General features: G+C 69.2%; 14 protein-coding genes and 2 pseudogenes. 8 read left to right on the top strand and 8 right to left on the bottom strand.

All coding sequences use genetic code 11. The features are described 5' to 3' along the window. The first annotated feature begins 31 nt into the window (after nt 1-31). The gene (locus tag AC1XX3_RS04370) at nt 32-553 is read left to right on the top strand and encodes a P-loop nucleotide/nucleoside kinase family protein (protein ID WP_483319848.1); all 522 of its coding nucleotides are present in this window, start codon (nt 32-34) and stop codon (nt 551-553) included. A gap of 74 nt (nt 554-627) precedes the next feature. Beyond that, complete coding sequence (locus AC1XX3_RS04365) at nt 628-1,368, top strand: glycoside hydrolase family 16 protein (RefSeq protein ID WP_483319847.1); 741 nt, start codon at nt 628-630, stop codon at nt 1,366-1,368. Between the two features lie 71 nt (nt 1,369-1,439). Here AC1XX3_RS04365 and AC1XX3_RS04360 read toward each other — a convergent pair whose 3' ends face one another. From AC1XX3_RS04360 to AC1XX3_RS04350, 3 genes are all read right to left on the bottom strand, one after another. After that, nucleotides 1,440-1,925, bottom strand: a complete 486-nt coding sequence (locus AC1XX3_RS04360) for an OsmC family protein (RefSeq protein ID WP_483319846.1) — start codon at nt 1,923-1,925, stop codon at nt 1,440-1,442. 91 nt (nt 1,926-2,016) lie between these two features. Further along, on the bottom strand, nt 2,017-2,694 hold the full coding sequence (locus AC1XX3_RS04355; RefSeq protein WP_483319845.1) for a response regulator: 678 nt from the start codon (nt 2,692-2,694) through the stop codon (nt 2,017-2,019). After that, on the bottom strand, nt 2,691-3,860 hold the full coding sequence (locus tag AC1XX3_RS04350) for a sensor histidine kinase (RefSeq protein WP_483319844.1): 1,170 nt from the start codon (nt 3,858-3,860) through the stop codon (nt 2,691-2,693). The genes AC1XX3_RS04355 and AC1XX3_RS04350 overlap by 4 nt, the downstream gene beginning before the upstream one ends. A gap of 154 nt (nt 3,861-4,014) precedes the next feature. On the opposite strand from AC1XX3_RS04350, the gene AC1XX3_RS04345 reads away from it, so the two are divergent. The 4 genes from AC1XX3_RS04345 to AC1XX3_RS04330 are packed head-to-tail and all read left to right on the top strand — an operon-like array spanning nt 4,015 to nt 10,110. After that, entirely contained in the window at nt 4,015-4,800 is a 786-nt protein-coding gene (locus tag AC1XX3_RS04345; RefSeq protein WP_483319843.1) for an ABC transporter ATP-binding protein, read from the top strand. Further along, entirely contained in the window at nt 4,788-6,485 is a 1,698-nt protein-coding gene (locus tag AC1XX3_RS04340; RefSeq protein ID WP_483319842.1) for a hypothetical protein, read from the top strand. Before AC1XX3_RS04345 ends, AC1XX3_RS04340 begins: the two co-directional genes overlap by 13 nt. A 14-nt stretch (nt 6,486-6,499) precedes the next feature. After that, nucleotides 6,500-8,332 (top strand): outer membrane protein assembly factor BamB family protein, encoded by a 1,833-nt coding sequence (locus AC1XX3_RS04335; RefSeq protein ID WP_483319841.1) that lies wholly within the window; start codon nt 6,500-6,502, stop codon nt 8,330-8,332. Continuing rightward, nucleotides 8,329-10,110, top strand: a complete 1,782-nt coding sequence (locus tag AC1XX3_RS04330) for a hypothetical protein (RefSeq protein ID WP_483319840.1) — start codon at nt 8,329-8,331, stop codon at nt 10,108-10,110. The genes AC1XX3_RS04335 and AC1XX3_RS04330 overlap by 4 nt, the downstream gene beginning before the upstream one ends. A gap of 12 nt (nt 10,111-10,122) precedes the next feature. Here the strand turns inward: AC1XX3_RS04330 and AC1XX3_RS04325 are convergent, their stop codons facing one another. Beyond that, a complete protein-coding gene (locus tag AC1XX3_RS04325) occupies nt 10,123-11,571 on the bottom strand; it encodes an Nramp family divalent metal transporter (protein WP_483319839.1) in 1,449 nt (482 codons plus the stop codon). A gap of 134 nt (nt 11,572-11,705) precedes the next feature. On the opposite strand from AC1XX3_RS04325, the gene AC1XX3_RS04320 reads away from it, so the two are divergent. Continuing rightward, nucleotides 11,706-12,275 carry a hemerythrin domain-containing protein gene (locus AC1XX3_RS04320; protein ID WP_483319838.1) on the top strand — a complete coding sequence of 190 codons (570 nt, stop codon included), beginning with the start codon at nt 11,706-11,708 and terminating at the stop codon, nt 12,273-12,275. On the opposite strand, the gene AC1XX3_RS04315 is transcribed toward AC1XX3_RS04320, so the two are convergent. Beyond that, nucleotides 12,272-14,539, bottom strand: a complete 2,268-nt coding sequence (locus AC1XX3_RS04315) for a hypothetical protein (RefSeq protein ID WP_483319837.1) — start codon at nt 14,537-14,539, stop codon at nt 12,272-12,274. The two genes, AC1XX3_RS04320 and AC1XX3_RS04315, sit on opposite strands and share 4 nt — an antisense overlap. 96 nt (nt 14,540-14,635) lie before the next feature. Then, the gene (locus AC1XX3_RS04310) at nt 14,636-15,532 is read right to left on the bottom strand and encodes a phenylalanine 4-monooxygenase (protein ID WP_483319836.1); all 897 of its coding nucleotides are present in this window, start codon (nt 15,530-15,532) and stop codon (nt 14,636-14,638) included. Nucleotides 15,533-15,665: 133 nt separating this feature from the next. Between AC1XX3_RS04310 and AC1XX3_RS04305 the strand changes: the two are divergent. Next, nucleotides 15,666-16,549 (top strand): annotated as a pseudogene (locus AC1XX3_RS04305) (DinB family protein). A gap of 65 nt (nt 16,550-16,614) precedes the next feature. Here AC1XX3_RS04305 and AC1XX3_RS04300 read toward each other — a convergent pair. Together AC1XX3_RS04300 and AC1XX3_RS04295 are read right to left on the bottom strand one after the other, a co-directional pair. Continuing rightward, nucleotides 16,615-16,797, bottom strand: a complete 183-nt coding sequence (locus tag AC1XX3_RS04300; protein WP_483319835.1) for a hypothetical protein — start codon at nt 16,795-16,797, stop codon at nt 16,615-16,617. Next, nucleotides 16,797-16,931 (bottom strand): annotated as a pseudogene (locus tag AC1XX3_RS04295) (NUDIX domain-containing protein); the annotation flags it as partial. The pseudogene AC1XX3_RS04295 and the gene AC1XX3_RS04300, both read right to left, overlap by 1 nt. Nucleotides 16,932-16,935 lie beyond the last annotated feature (4 nt).

Genomic DNA, 16,935 nt, shown 5'->3' with positions numbered 1-16,935 from the left:
GCTCCGACTCGTGCGGTGACATCATGCGGTGATGACCGCTGTGCTGACCGTAGTGGGTGGCCTCCCGGCCACCGGCAAGTCCACGATCGCGACGATCCTCGCGGAGCAGTTGTCGACCACCTATCTGCGGGTGGACCGGATCGAGCAGGCGATCGTCGACTGGTCGACGCTGTCCCATCCCGTCGGACCAGCGGGGTACGCCGTCGCGCATGCCATCGCGGGTGAGCAGCTGCGATTCGGTCAGGATGTGATCGTGGAGTGCGTCAACCCCAGCGCGCTCACCCGCGATGCCTGGGTCGCCACAGCTGCGGCCGCCGGCGCCGGCCTGGTCGAGGTCGAGATCGTCTGTCCCGACCTCGCTGAGCATCGCCGCCGGGTCGAGAACCGTCCGACCGATGTCGAGGGTCTGGTCAAGCCGGATTGGGATGCAGTCTCCGGCCGTGAGTACGAACCGTGGGACCGACAGCACCTGATGATCGACACGATGGCTGTCTCCCCGCAGGTCGCTGCCGCACGGATCGTTGAAGCTGTCCGGGCAACCGCGGGGGGATGATCACCGGGGATGGACGCAAGTCGAATTGCCTTGATCACATGGACACCGGCGCCGGTGGGCGGAGAATGAATGGCGTGGCTGCCTCCGACGGTGATACGACCTGGTGTGACGACTGCAACGGTCCGGCCGGCTGCCCGCCAGACTCCGCCAGCTGGAGCCACGAACTCGGCGCCGGCGGCTGGGGCTGCCAGCAACAACAGCACTACACCGACTCCACTGACAACGCTGCGCTGACCGGCGACGGGCACCTCGCCATCACCGCGCTGCGCGGGGCCGACGGCCGCATCACGAGCGCCCGCCTCATCACCAAGGGCCGCCTCACGGCTCGCTTCGGCACGATCGAGGCGAGAATCAAGGTTCCGAGTGAGCCGGGAACGTGGGCGGCCTTCTGGATGCTGGGTCACGATATCGACGAGCGGGGATGGCCCGACTGCGGCGAGATCGATGTCATGGAGCACGTCGCGATCGACCCGGACCGAGTGCACGGCACCCTCCATGGTCCGGGCTACAGCGGGCTTGACGGTGGTGCGGGACGTCCGTACGACCTAGGTCGGCCACTGGCTGACGAGTTCCACCACTACGCCGTCCGCTGGTCGCCCACCCGGGTGCAGTGGCTGCTGGACGAGCAGCCGTACCACCAGCTGACCCCCGCTGACGTGCCGGGTCCGTGGCCGTTCGACCACGAGTTCTACCTCCTGCTGAACCTTGCCGTGGGCGGTGCCTGGCCGGGGAACGCGGCCGTGATTCCGGCCCTGCCGGCGACCATGGTGGTCGACTGGGTCAAGGTCACCTCGCCTGAGCTGACGCTGCGCTGAGACGGGATGGCCGGGCGTACCGGGTCGCCTTGGTCCGCAACGGCTCCGGTTGGAGTGCGGCACGCTGCTGATCAGCTGAGCCCTTTGGACTCCGTCACGATCGTGGGGCGGTGCAGGACAGGGAAGTTGACCGATCGCGCGATGAAACAGTAGTCGCCGACGTCGGTGTGGAGGCGCTCGGCGAGCTGGGCATCGCTGTCGGTGGTGATCACCACTCGCGGGTGGAGGGTCACCTCCGCGAACTGGCCGGCACCCGAGCTTTCCTCCTCCATGGTGGCTGTTGCCTGATCGCGGTAGTCGATCACGACGATGCCCGCCTGGCTGGCGAGGTGCAGATACCAGAGCAGGTGGCACTGTGACAGCGAGGCGACGAGCAGCTGCTCGGGATTCCATCGGTGTGGATCGCCGCGGAAGGCAGGATCGGAGGATCCGGCGATGGGCGGTGCTTCTCCTGTGGCCACGACATGGTCGCGTGAGTAGTGCCGGTAGCCCGCCGTGCCGGCCCCCTGGTTGCCGGTCCACGTCAGTGAGACGGAGTACGTATGGGCCCTGGTCACGGCCGAGACTCCGCGCGGACTCCGCGCGATGGTGAAGCTTCCATATCAGTGAGCATGGCACGCAACGGCGAAAGCGGCGCGCGAAACGGCCCTAGCCGCCGTCGGCTCGCCTGGCCTCGTAGGCCAGGATCGCGAGCTGGATGCGGTTCTCCACCGACAGCTTGGTCAGCGCGCTGGAGATGTGCGCCTTGACGCTGCCGTGCGACAGATACAGCCGCTCGGCGATCTCCGCGTTGCCAAGACCCTCGGCCACGGCCATCGCCACCTCGCGTTCGCGCTCGGTGAGCGGCTCGAGCGGGTCAAGGATGTGCTCGGGAGCGGGCTCCGCCGCAGCGACGTGGTCGATCAGCTGACGGAGCACGTCAGGTGAGACGGTCGGCAGCCCGGCCGCGGCGGTCCGGATGGACTCGATGATGGCCGTCGGTGGTGTGTGCTTGAGCAGGAAGCCCGCTGCACCGGCGCGGAGCGCGTCCAGCACTGTGGCGTCGGTCCGGAAGGTGGTCAACATGATCACGGCCGGCAGCTTCACCAGCCCGGCCGTCCGCAGCAGGCGGATGGCGGTGATGCCGTCGACACGGGACATCCGTACGTCCATCAGCACCACGTCCGGCTCGTGTGTGCGTACGGCGTCGAGCACCTCGTCGCCGTCGGAGACGTCGGCGACCAGCTCGAAGTCGGCGGCACCGCCGAGTAACAACCGCAGTCCGGCGCGGACCAGCGGGTCGTCGTCGACCAGGAGCACGCGGATGACCGGCGTTGGTTCGGTCATGGTGTGCCGATCGGGATGTCGCCACTGAGCGCGAACACCCCGCCGGTCACGCCGTGCCACATCCGGCCTCCGTCCAGCCGAACCCGCTCACTCAGTCCCGCCAGCCCGGTCCCGGCGCCAGGAATCTCGGTCTGGGTCAGACCGAGGGCGACCGGATTGCGGACCTCGACGTACAGGTGGGCGTCGTCGCTGCGGATCGCGACGGTGACCGGCGAGTGCGGTGCGTGCTTGCGTGCGTTGGTCAGGCCCTCCTGCACGATCCGGTACGCGGTGCGCTGCACCGACGCTCGAACACCCGCCCCGGCGGAGTCGTCGATGATCATGTCGACGTGTTGGCCCGCGCGTCTTGCCTCCTCGACCAGGTTGGACACTTGCGCGAGCTGGGGATGCGGGGGAGCCGCGCTGAGCGCGGTCGGATCGACGCCCTCATCTCGCAAGATCAACAGGAGCTGCCGCAGTTCCTCGACCGCCAGATGGGCGTTCTCGCGGATGATCACCGCAGCCTCGTGCATCTCGGCGTCTGTCAACGGTCGCTGGCCCGCCTCGGTCGCAGCCTGGGTGCGGAACTCCAACGCCCCAGCGTGCACCGACAGCAACGAGATGCGGTGTGCGAGCACGTCGTGCATCTCGCGCGCGATCCGCTCCCGCTCGTCGCGGCGCAGGGTGGACAGCTGCAGCTGGTAACGCTCGTGGTCGGCCCGGGCCGTCTGCTGCAACCCCTCGATCACCTGTCGGCGGGCGCGGGACAGCAAACCGAAGCTGATGCAGAGGAGATACATCAGCGGTACGACGACGAGCCAGACGGCCAAGGACATGCCGGGTACGGGAACCGCCCAGTGGTACGGCAGCGCGCAGCCGACGTGGAGTCCCACCAACGGCAGGGAGATCCGCGGCGGGGCGAACGATCCGAGCCGATAGATGCCGGCCAGCACCGCAAACGCGGCGCAGATCGAGAGCGTCCCAGGGATGACGAGCAGCACGCCGATCAGGACCGGATGCCGGCGGCACCACCACAGCATCGCGGCCGCGAGCACGCCCAACGCGATGTCGATCGGCCAGTACCAGGCTGAGATGAACGGATAGGAGTCCCGAGCCTGCGCGGTGACGTAGACGTAGAGAAGTGCGGCCCCGACGAAGATCGCATCCGCCAACCGTGCCCGCGTCATGGCATGAGGATACGGAGAATGGTTCGGGCCGTGACGCCTGTGGCCCTGCGTGAGCCGATCGGCCGACAGTTGTGGCCAGTTGGCCACCTAGATGGCACGGGTTCTGGCCGGCACGGCGATGCGCGCCGGGCGGGGACGACCGCAGACTTTCGGCATGTCCTCAGAAATCTCCTCTGACCCGGTCGATTTCCCGCTGGAGCTGGTCGACCTTCGGCGCGAGTTCGGCGAGAAGGTAGCGGTCGACGACGTGACCCTCCGGGTGCCGCGCGGCTCCCTCTACGGCCTGGTCGGGCCCAATGGCGCCGGCAAGACCACGGCCTTGTCCATGGCCGTGGGGCTGCTGCGGCCGAGCTCCGGTCACGCTTTCGTCGAGGGAACCGACGTGTGGCTGGACCCGGTGGCGGCGAAGAGACAACTGGGAGTGCTGCCCGACGGGCTTGCCCTGCCCGAGCGGTTGACCGGTGGTGAGCTTCTCGCTTTCTGGGGCCGCTTCCGCGGCCTGGACGCCGCCGCAGTCGCCAGTCGCAGTGCTGAGCTCATCCGCATCCTGGAGCTCGAGGAGGCCGAGGCCCTCGGCACGCTCGTCGGCGAGTACTCCACCGGGATGCGGAAGAAGATCGGTCTGGCGACCGCCTTGCTGCACGCGCCGTCGGTGTTGGTGCTGGACGAGCCGTACGAAGCGGTCGACCCGGTCTCGGCCACCGTGCTGACCCGCATCCTGCGGCGGTTCACGGCCGCCGGCGGGTCGATCGTGATCTCCAGCCACGTGATGAGCCTGGTCGAGCAGCTGTGTGACCGCGTCGCCATCGTCGCCGCGGGGCGGGTGGTCGCCGACGGCACTCTTGACGAGGTGCGAGCTGGCCTCTCGCTGGAGGACCGCTTCGTCCAACTCGTCGGATCCCCGACCATCGCCGATGAGGAGCTGTCGTGGATCGGCTGATGATCGCGCTGAAGCTGACGCTGCTGCGCAACAGCTCCCGGGGCCTGCGTCGGGCAGGCTGGGCGATCGGGGCTGCTCTCGTCCTCGGGACCTGGGTGGCTGCGGCCGCAGCCTCGAGCGACGACGTCCGACACTCGGTGCTGACCCTGGCCTTCGCCGGGTGGTTCCTGGGGACGGCCCTCGGCCCGGTCCTGCTCAGCGGTAGCGGCGCCCTGCGCCCTGACTACTTCGCGCTGCTACCGATCGATCGCCGCGCACTCAGCCGCAGCCTCCTGGTGGCGACCTTCGTCAGCATCGCGTCGGCGTACGTGTCGCTGGCCTTTGTGGCCGCGGCGGTGCACGCGGTGCTGCTCGACCCGGTCACCGTGGTGATCGTGCTGGTCGGAGCGCCCCTGACCTGGGTCTTCTCGATCACCGTCTCGCGACTCGTGTATGGGTTGCTGGGGGCCGCGATGCGATCCAAGATCGGCGTGGAGATCGCCGGCATCCAGTTCGGCCTCATGTTCGCCGCCGCGTTCACCGGCTGGATGGTCGTCCAAGCCGCCGTGGAAAGCCTGCCGGCGCTGCTGCGTGACGGTCTGCCCGCCGGAATGATCACCACGGTCCTCGACGCCTTTCCGAGCTCGTGGCCGCTGTTGGCGATTGAGCAGGCTGCCGCCGGCCGATGGTTCTCGGCCGCGCTGCTGCTCGCCGCCCTGGCCGGACTGGACACGGTGCTGGTGATCGCGACCATCGCGGTGCTGACTCCTCGGACGGAGGCGCCGGCGCGTCGGCGCACCGGGCGGCGGCTGTCGGCCGGTCTCGTCGACGGGGGTGGATTCCTTCCGAAGTCGCAGCTCGGCGCGGTGATCGGCAAGGAGTACCGCCAGTGGACCCGCGACCCGTGGCGGGTGCTGGAGCTGCGCACCGCCGTCTGGACCGGCATCGCGATCGGCTTCTTTGCCCTCATCAGCGGCGACTACGCGGTCCTCGCCGCCTTCTCGGGGCTGATCGTCGCGTTCATGATGAGCATCGCCTCGCTCAACCTCTTCGGTCAGGACGGCACGGCCGTCTGGCTGGCCATCGTCGGGCAGGACCGTACGTCCATTCGCTCCGACATCCGGGGCCGGCAGTGGGCCACGTTGCTGGTGTTCATGCCGCACGCGCTGCTGATCACCGTAGTGTTCGTGCTGCTGACCCGACAGTTCTGGGTGACGCCCGTGGTGCTGGCGGCGCTGCCCGCCCTCTTCGGAGCCGGTAGCGGCGCAGCGGTGATCACGTCCGCCGTCGGCGTCTCGCCGGGGGTGGATCCCCGGCGACGGGTCGGACCGAACGACGCCAACGGCAACATCGGGCTCCACGTGTGGGTGGCGCTGGTCCTGACGGTGGTCGGCGTGCTGCCGACGGCCGCCGCCGTCGCGCTCAGCTTCATGCTGCCGTCCGTCGCCATGACCGTGGTCTCGGTCGTGGTCGGGCTGCTGAACGGCTGGCTCGCAGCCTGGCTCTTCGGCAAGGTCGCCATCTCCTACCTCGGTCAGCGGATGCCTGATGTCTACTCCCGGATCCGCTACGGCCAGGTCTTCCGAGGCAGTTCGCGGGGTGCACTGGACTGGCTCGCCAAGAGCACCCTCAAGGGCGAGCAGCAGCTGGCCAGCACGCGTCAGAAGGAACGTCAGACCAAGATCGCGGCACGACCCCGCGGGTGACATAGTGATCGGCGATGCCAGTCGCCGGACGTACGCCCGTGTCGCGCCGCTGGGAGTCGTGGGCGGTCGCCCTCGTCGTCCCGGCACTGCTGGCGTGGTTCGCGGTTGCCGTCCACAGCACCACCGTCACCTCCGAGCCGGCGCCGTCGGCCGCCCGGTCGTACGTACCGGCTGACGGCACCCGCCAGCCCGTCAGCGTCACCCAACAGTGGACCACGCGTCGGGCGATGCAGGAGACGTCGCGGATCGAGGGCGGCTCGATCGCGTTCGCCATGTCACCGGCCGCCTTCACCTATCTCGATCTCCCGGCCGAAGGGGCGCAGAAGGCATCATGGTGGCGCGAAGCCGTGGTCCCGGCCGGGCTGAGTGCGCCGTCCCGCTATCGCATCCGCACGATCAGCGACGACGGGGTGTGGCTGCGGGTCCAGGACTGGGAGGACCTCGGCATCTCGTTCGCCAACTTCCTCGAGCTGCCCGCCGATGTCGCGGTGGGGAAGACCTGGTCCAGCTCCGGCGCCGCACTCGCCAAGCCGACCGACGTGTCGTTGAGCTATCGCAACACCTCCCGCGCCACCGCGCCGATCGACCGGACCCAGGCCGCCGAGGGATGCCTCCGAGTGGAGTCGACCACGGAGCTGATCGGCGGCGCCGAGCAGAGCACCTGGCGCAAGGTCGACGTGTGGTGTCCCGGCCGCGGTGTCGTGGATGAGCGGGGGAGTCTCCGCGGATCGCGCTACGCCGTGGTGCCCGCCTCCTCCGCCACGAACGTCGCCGCAGCCGACCTCGCCGCCGCATCACTCGACGCCTCCGGGATGCTCGGTTGGACGGTGCGGTCCGAGGAGGTGCTGGGCGGTGACGCGACCTTCGGCGCCGACACGTCCGACGTGTTCGCCGGACAGCCGCCCGCAGTCGCTGCCAACGGGGTGATCGCCTTCCCGCAGGCCGACGGTCGCGAGCTGAGTGGCCTGTTGACGCTGCGTCCCGGGTCGCTGTGGTCGCACTGGTGGGCGCGCCCGGGCGGCGAGGTGGTCACCATGACGAGCATCGGCTCGCTGGTGCTCGTCACCACCACCCAGCGGACGCTGGTGGCGTACGAGGCCGGCGGTGACTTCCGCTGGAGCGTCCCGCTCGACGACGTGGCAGTGGCTGCACCGGTGGCCGTCGGCAGCACCATGGTCGCGGTGGGCACGGTCAGCGGTGAGGTGGTCGTGCTCGATGTCACCACCGGCGCGCGGCTGTGGCGTGACCAGCTCGACCACGGGGTGCACAGTGCGCTGGCCACGGACGGCTTGGTGCTGGCCGCCGTGGACACCGGAGCGGGGCTGACCGCCTGGGACGTCGCCTCGGGCTCCCAGCGGTGGCACGTCGACGCAGGATCGCAGTTCATCACCGGGCTGGTGGTGACTGAGGGCGAAGTCGTGCTCGCCACCAACGGTGCGCTGCAGGCGTACGACCGGGGCACTGGCGACCGGCGGTGGGACCGACCCGTCGGCTTGGGACTCACCGCGGTGTCGTCGGCGTTCGGTCAGCTCTGGGTCGACGTCGATGGTGCCCTCGAGTCCCGCTCATTCGAGACCGGTGAGGTTCGCTGGACGTTGCCGGGGGCGAGCGCCGCGGGGGCGACCTGTGCCGGTGCCGATTCCGCCGCCGATCCGCCGGCATTCGCATTCGTCGGCGCCGACCTAGCCTCGGTCGGCCCGGACGGCCGGGTGCACCAGCGGTGGCGCCTGCAGGCTCGGGCCACTGACGTACGCTCCGCGGGCTGCGCCGCCGGCCGACTCTGGGTGATGTCCTACCCGGCCGGCGACAACACCCTGCGGGTCGAGTCGATCGGAGGAGCCCGGTGACCGGCGCCCTGCCGCTGCCGACAACCCCGCGGCCGCGGGGTGCTCGACTTCGGTCGGCCGTCGAGCTGGTCCGCTTCGTTGTCGTCCGCACTGTCGTCGACCCGGTCCGGTCCGGGCACCTCCGCGCCGATGGGTGGCCGCCCGGGCTACGGATGATCGCGGGCGTCTGCATCGCCGCGTACGCCGTCTTGATGATCGCGGCCACGTTCGCCGGGCTGCTGCGCCGCGGCGATCGGCTGCTGTTCTCCCCGCCGAACCTCACCCTGCCGGCGTCCGCACTCGCGCTCGTGCTGGTCGGGATGATCTTGGCCCTGAGCTGTCTGTTCACCGCCGGACTCCATCTTCGGGCGCCGCTGCGGATCGCCACCACGGTCTTCACCATGGCGGTCCTGCTGCACCCGGTGGACTGGGCGGACCCGGGTCAGGCCGATGCGGTGATCATCGGATTGACCGCCTTGTTGCCGGTGTTCGTGCTGCTGCGCTGGCGGTCGACGTTTCGATGGTGGGAGCTGGTGATCAGCCTGGCGATCATCGGACATGCGGTGGTGGTGTTCCAGACCGTGGGACTCGCTCTTGAGCGGGAGGTGACGCCGACCATTCAGCTCAGTCAGCTGAGCCGCGTCACCGGACCGCTGTGGGCGGTCGCCGTACCGGTCGCGGTGCTGGCGGGCGCCGCGCTGGTGGAGATCACCACCGCTGCCGCCACCTGGACCGCGACCGGGGTGTGGCAGCGCGTGGACCGGCATCGCAGTCGTCGCACCGCACTGGTCAGTGCATCGGTGCTCGGTCTGTTGGTGGTCGCGCGCCTGGTGCAGGACGCTGCCCGGCTGACCAGCCGCAGCGAGCCGGTGCTGCCGCGCGAGGTCGTGGTGGGCGCGGTCGTCGGAGCCGTCGTGCTCGTTGCCTGCGCCGCGATGACCACGGTCGCGGACCGGATCCCGCGCGGCGACGCGGCCCGTCGGCCCGATCCGGACGACCTGCTGCCGGTGTGGTCGCGCTACGGCTGGCTGCTGGCCCTGCTCGTGGGCGGCAGCATCAGCGTGCAGCTGCTCGCCTCCGTGGTGGTCCGTGCATTCGGCCAGATCGACCTCGCCCGTGAGGTCCGCGAGTTCGGAGGTACGTCGATCACCATGGTGCTCGCGGTGACAGGGAGCGTGCTGGCGCTGGCCGCCGCGGTGCGGATGGCGAGTCGGGGACGCCGGCTCGTCGCCGTGCTGCTGGCCTCCTTCGCGGTGATGTTCGGCGCCGCCTCGGTGCTGGAGTTCTTCCGCGTCCTGACCCGTACCGACGACATCTTGACCGCGGTCACGGTGGCCACCGTGCTGCTGCTCGGCTGGTTGGCCTGGCGCCGCCGGCTCACCCTCGACGCGCAGGTCGCGTTATCGGGGGTGCTGCTGCTGACGCTCGTCTACCCGTATCGCGCCTGGGTGACCGAGCCCGTGGTGTCCGTGGTGTCCCTGACCGGGGTGAGCGCGGCCCTGCTGGTCGGTCTGCTGTGGCGGCTGCTGACCGACAACGGCTTCACCCGGGGTGACTCGGCCGGCTTTCCCCAGCCCAGCCGGGTGCTGCTGGCCCTGGCGAGCAGCCTGGTCGGTGTCAGCTTCGCCGCCCAGGTCGCCCTCCTCGGCGGCCGCTCCGACCTGGACCTGGCCGTGGCCGAGCAGGTGGGCGACAGCTTCCTCGGGTTCTCGCTGGTCATGGCCGTTGCCTTCACCGGTCTATCCCTCGCGGCGCGGGGGCGTGCGGTGCGCCCCCGCGCCGGTCGGCCTGCCCGCTGAGCAGAGCAGCGCTCAGCCGAACAATCTGGCCAGCTGGGCGCGGAACGTGAAGAACGACAGCGTCCCGAACAGCGCGATGGACCAGCACAACGCGACCAGCCGCACACCGCGGATGCGGATCGCGGCCGGCAGCAGCTTGCGGTTGATCAGGATCAGCAGACCCGAGTAGATGAACATCATGAATCCGCCGACGACAGCGGCGATCACCAGCAGTGCGATGGGCTGGTCGAAGCCCGCCAACAGCACGATGATGCCGACGGCGGCCAGCCCCCACACCAGCCACGCATAGAGCTTGGACTCATTGGAGTTGCGGGCATAGCTGGTCTTGATCACGTCGGCTGCCAGCCGACTGGTGTAGTCGACGATCCCCAATGCCGCGGTGAACAAGGAGAAGGCGCCGACGATCCAGAAGAAGTAGCGGAACCAGGGACCGACCCGCTCGCCCAGGACCTCGCCCTCGGTCTTGATGAAGCCAATGCCGTTGACCAGACCCTCCCGGCCGTAGACGGTCGAATACGACAGGATCGAGGTGAACATGATGGTGAGGAAGGTGATCAGCACGAAGGTGAAGATCTGCTCGATGTTGGAGAACTTCCACCACCCCTTCCAGCGGGAAAGGTTCTGCTCGGTCGGCTCGAAGATGTAGCCGGTGCTCGGCTTCGCCTCGGGTGCCCCGGTGATGGGGCTGACCAGGCGGGGGATGTACTCGCCCATGCCGAAGCCCTTGTCCCGGATCCAGTTGGACTGGACCAGGTTCTGGCCGCCACCGGCGCCGGCGAAGGCCAGCGCTCCCAGCAGGACCGCGAACCCGAGCTGCTCGACCGGCAGTCCGGGGTTCGTGATCACCTGCGGCACGTCTGACCACGCCGCCGCCCCGACCGCGACGATCGAGCCGATGATGAACAACAGCGCCACCGCCGCGACCTTGAGCATCTGGGCCCGCTCCAGCGCGACATACATGACGGGGGCCAGCGTGAGGATGAGAGCGATGGCGACGAGCATCCCGATGGCGATGAACCGAGGTGTACCGCCGAGCATGTACGAGATCAGGGTGGCGCTGCTGGTCACCCAACCGGGCCACAGGTTGGCGAAGTAGGTGAGGAGAGCGAAGACCAGACCCCAGTGCTTCCAGTACCGGCTGAAGCCGGTCAGCGCCGTCTCGCCGGTGGCCAGCGTGTAGCGCTCGATCTCCAGGTTGATGAAGTACTGCGTGCCCAGCCCCACCAGGGCCGCCCAGACGAAGATCAGACCCACCTGGGAGGCGATGTAGGGAAAGATGATGAACTCGCCCGAGGAGAGCCCCACGCCGGCCGCGATGATGCCGGGCCCGATCAGTTTGCGATACTTGGCTGGGGGATCGGGCAGATCGCGGACCTCGGGTCGGCGATGGTTCTTGGTGGGAAATGCATCGGCGGCAGAGCCGGCGGTGCGGCCCCCGTACGCGTCTTCGGTGACGGCCATACGTCATGGTGACAGACCGGTCACCGTCCGGCAAGGGTCAAACGGCACTGCTGATGATCGGCCATCTCAGGGTTTTGGGGCGGCCTGTCCGGGTAACGGATCGGGGACTGTCCCTCAACCGTCTGGAGCGCACCATGACTGAAGCACCGGCCGAGCAGGATGTCGTCGACGTCCTCACCGCGGACCACCACGAGGTCCTTGATCTGGTGGACCAGATCAAGAGCACGACAGACGCCGAGCAGTGTCGCGACCTCGCCGACACGGTGATCAGCGAGCTGGTCCGGCACTCGGTGGCGGAGGAGATGTATGTCTATCCCGCCATGCGCAAGCACCTTCCTGACGGTGACGGGGCGGTGGAGCACGACACGAAGGAACACAAAGAGCTCGAACAGACGATGAAGAAGCTCGAGGGCGCCGACGCAGGTGGACCTGAGTTCCGCGGTCTGATGCAGGAGTTGGAGGAGATCCTCCGCGATCACATCGACGACGAGGAGTCCGACCAGTTCCCGCAGCTGCGGACCCGCATTCCGCGCGATGAGCTGGTCGAGATGGCCCACAAGGTGGAGCTGGCCAAGAAGGTGGCCCCGACCCGACCCCATCCCGGTGCGCCGAACAACCAGGTCTTCCACAAGCTCGTGGGTCCGGGCGTCGGCCTGGTGGACCGGCTCCGAGACAGCCTGGCCAAGCGGAACACGTCCGGCTAGCGCGACCCCGACAGGGCCGTCTTGCGGCGGATGCGGGCGACAGCCCACCAGCAGGTCCAGCTTCCGGCTCCCAGCACCCCCATGCCGAGTGCAGCCAGCTCGACCGGCCATCCGGGCGGTGCGTACGTCAGGGTGATCGTCGAGCCCGACGCCGCGGCCGGCACGCGGACACTGATCAGATACCCGTCGGTCAACGGGGCGAAGGTCGCGCCGTCGACGCGGTATCCGGGCCAGTCCAGCCGGCTGAACACGACGGTGCCGCCTGACGGTGCAACTGAGTCGATCTGGAGCTGCACCTCGGAGGTGCCGGTGGCGACCTCGGTGACCGACAGACCGGGGGAGGTCCACACCACCCCACCGGCGCTGGGAAGTGGCTGCTCGCGTACCCAGGTGACGGTCGCGGCGGTCTCGCCGGCCAATCGCCAGCCCGCGGGCACCGTCTTTGTCAGGCCGGCGCCGGGACGATCCCGGACGATCTGGAGGGTGCTGATCGAGAGCAGGTCGACCCGGAGCCGGCCGGTGACCGGTTCGGGGGAGAACAAGGTGTCCAGCAGCTCGGCACAGGTGGCTCCGTCGAACCGCATGCAGTAGCGCTCGTTGAACGCGGTGAAGCCGATGGTGGAGTAGACGTTCTGCACCGGGTGCGGGTTGACATACCAGGAGCTGGCGATCAGCAGGTCCGAGACGCTCTCCGGGTTCGTCAGGACGACCAGTTCCGGGTCACCGACCACCATGACGTCGCCGACGGCGCCCGGTGCCTGCGTGCGATAGCCGGCGATGTCGGCCGGCATATGCCGGTCGACGGCGGTGGGCTGCGGGTAGTAGTGGTGCTGCACCCCCATCACGCCGACGCTCCACAGTGCGAGGAAGACCGCGACGCCGGCCCGGGTCCGGCCGAACCGGCCGCCAGTGCCCAAGGCGGCCTGGCGGGTCAGCCACCAGGCCAGCGCCAGACCGGCCGCGACGACGATCGCGCTCAGCACCACCATCGCCCGGAACTCCCAGAACCGTGCGATCACCAGATACGCCCCGAACCCGGTCCAGGCCAGGCTGGCCACCAGCCGGGACAGCGACGGCGCGGCCAGACCTGCCTTCGACCACAGCACCACCAGCAGCACCACCACGGCCAGCGTCACCACCGGCATCACCCGGATGGGCCAGCGCAGTGGTCCGATCTGATTGGGGCCGAGCACCCACAAGACGGCGACGCCGCCGACGACCAGCAGCCCGACCAGCTGCCGGATCACCGCACGCGCCCGGGAGAGGTCCAGCCACGCGAACATCGCCAAGAACCAGACCGTGTAATGCGCGGGGAAGACCACGGCGGGTGGCGCCGGTGACGACGGCGACAGCACAGTCGGGATCATCGACGACACCAGACCGGGCAGGTCCCCCTGCAGCCGCCCCGTGCTCAGCACCTCAGATCCCGCCCGCGTCGTCACCGGGGCCGACAGCACGCCTGGGAGATAGACGGCCACCGCGACCAGCGCACAGCAGACGCCGACGCCGAACACCCGTAGGGCGCCGGCCCGGTTGCGCGCCAGCAGGGCGTCGACCAGGCAGGCGATGATCACCAGCGCGAGATAGATGGTGCCGTAGACGTAGCCGACCGTCACGGTGAGCATCCCCAAGATCAACGCCGCGAGCGGCCCCCCACCGCTGAGGGCGAGCCTGCGCAGTGCCCACCAGGCACCCGGCAGCAGGGCCCACACCATCAGCCCTGTCACCCAGTCCGGGGCGTCGAGATACTGGGTCGCGCCACCCAGGGTGACGGTGACACCGGCCAGGTACGCCGCGTACGGCGGCACCTGATAGGACCGGACCAGACCGAAGACCCCCAGCGCGGCGGTGACCAGCAGCGCGAACTTGATCGCGGTGACGAAGACGACAGCGTCGGTGATCACCGTGGCGGCCAGGCCGATGGCCATGGTGAGCGGGCTGAACAGGCCCCACTGGCCCTCGGCCACGTAGTTGCCACCGTGCCAGGCCTGCAGATCGATCAGCGGCCACTGGCCACTGCGCAGCTTGGCGCCGAGGTGGTACCACTGGCCGAAGGCGCCGACCTGGGTGTCGCCGAGGAAATAGAAGCGCGGGTCGAAGGCCAGTGGGATCAGCGCGGCCAGCAAGACGGTGATCATCGTGGCGATCGGCCACCCCCAACGACCGAAGAGGCGGTCGCGCAGGCGCGATGGGCTCGTCTGACGTGCCGAAGCGGCGTCCGCGGGATCGCCCGAAGCGGGCAGGGCGCCCCTCGTGAGCAGCATGAACTTCCTCCAGCGGTCGACAGCGCTCGCAGGATATAGGTCCCGGCCGCGCGGGGCCGCTTACGACGTACCCCCGCGCAGGCGGGCACCGGGCCGTCAGGCGGCGGTCGACGGCGCGTGCAGCAGCCGGGCCACCTCCTCGTCGTCGACCTCGCTGAAGAACTCCCCGACCACGTCCTCCACCTGCGCGAACCCGTCGGCGCAGAACAGCACCGGCTGATACTGGGCGATGTCGTACGTCTGCACGCCCATCCGGGCGATGTCGAGTGGTCGCAGGTCGGCACGCTCCACCTGCTGGATCTCGCCGTAGGAGGACAGCAGCCCGGCACCATAGCTGCGTACCGTCCCTGCCTCGCGCAGCACGCCGAACTCGAGGGAGAACCAGAACACCTTGGACACGAACTCCAGCGCCGGCAGCGTCCGGACCCGGCGGGCTGCCTCGCCCGCCGCCCGATAGAGCGCGGCGAACCGGTCGTGGGCCAAGCAGTTGCCGTGCCCGTAGACCTCGTGCAGCACGTCGGGCTCGGGGGTGTAGAGCGGGACCGAGTGGTGGCGGACGTATTGGGTGGAGTGGAAGACGGCGTCGGCCAGCGAGCCGTAGAAGTCCTCCAGCGCGACCAGCCCGGCGGCGGGGACGTAGGAGAACCCGGTCAGCGGGCGCAGCGCCTCGTTGACGTCCACCAGCTGCGGGATCCGGTCCTCCGGCAGCTGCAGCCGGTCCTTGCCCTCCAGATAGGTGGTGCAGGCCAGCCGCTGGTGGAGCTCATGCAGCTCGGCGCAGACGATCCGCCAGACCTCGTGTTCGGCCGCGGTGTATGGGGCCGTCGGCGGCGGCGTGCCCGGCTGCCACTCCAGGGCCAGCGTGGCCAAGGCGTTGCGCCGGGCGCGGTAGTTCGGGTCGACGGCGCCCGGGTGGTTGTCGCCGAGATGGACGGTGATGTTCCCGTCGTCGGTCCGGGTGACGGGTGCGTAGAGCTGGCCTTCTTCGAACATCGCTGTGCCTCCGGGGTGACCGGACGTCGCTGTGCGCGTCGGGAGTGCGGACGGTCCCGTCGCTGGCCGGATCACGGACGTCGACGGCCGCTGGACCTCAGGTGGTGGTCCTTTTCCCAGGTTCGCACATCGGATGCGCCAGGCCCAGAGGCCAGCAGTCGCGACTGCGAGGACGTCTCCTGCTGGCGACAGCCGCGCAGACGCCCACACTGGCATTAGCGTGTTGATCGCCAGGTTTCGCCCGATCGAGCCGGAGAACTGCATGACTACCTTCACCAAGTCCAATCAGCTGCAGGGCGCGGAGTTCGTCGGGGCCGATCTGCGCGGGGCGCGCTTCGTCGAGGCCGATCTGTCGGGAGCCGTGATGCGAGGGGTGGAGGTGCGTGAGCTCGACATCGACGCTCCCTGGCTGTCGGACGGCACCAGCTTCCTCCGGGTCAATGGGGTCGACGTGATCGGTTTCGTGGAGGCCGAGCTCAACCGTCGGTTCCCGGGCCGCGCCGAGCGGCGCGCCACGGACCCCGAGGGCCTGCGCGCGGCCTGGGCCGCGGTCGAGCGGACCTGGGCGGCCACCCTCGAGCGGGTCGCCACCATGCCCGCCGGAATCGTGGATGTCTCGGTCAGCGGTGAGTGGTCCTTCGCCCAGACCCTGCGACACCTGGTGCTGGCCACCGACACGTGGTTGGGTCGGGCGATTCTGGAGCTCGACCAGCCGTTCCACCCCCTGGGGCTGGCGGGACCCCAGGCCGAGGAAGACGGCTTGGATCTGTCCGTGTTCACCACGAGCCGTCGTACGCCGACATCTGCCAGGTTCGCTCGGAGCACCAGCAGCTGGTGCGCGACTTCCTCGCCACGGTCACCGCAGCGGACCTGGCGACGCCCCGGAGGAACCCGTGGGCGCCGGACTATCCGGAGACCACGTTGTCCTGTCTGCACGTCATCCTCGAGGAGGAGTGGGAGCACCACCGCTACGCCGTACGCGACCTCGATGCGATCGCGGCGACGGCCGACAGTTGAGCCCGGTGGGCCTCAGCCTGGTCCAGAACCAGGCAGCGTTGCTGCCCTGACCACCAGTCAGGAGATCACTCGAGGATCGGCTGACCGGCCGCGTCACGGGCGGCGTGGAGGCGGCGGCGGTTTGCGGCCGGCAGGTCATCGGGGAGGTCGGTGAACTCGAACCAGGCTGCATCGGTGGACTCGTCCTGGTCGGGTCTGGCGTCCCCGGAGACCGAGCGCAGCGGAAGACCATCAGTACGAACTGACACTCGTCACCGTTGGGGTAGGTCACCGGCTCGCCGGTCGTGAGCAGAGCGAGCCGCTCGACCTTGCCTGTCACGCCGGTCTCCTCCGTCAGCTCCCGCAACACCCCGACGACGGGAGACTCACCGGGCTCGAGGATGTCG

It is taken from the genome of Microlunatus sp. M237, from assembly GCF_056896895.1.
The sequence above is the reverse complement of the archived record's forward strand: the minus strand, read 5'-3'. Positions and strand labels throughout refer to the sequence as shown.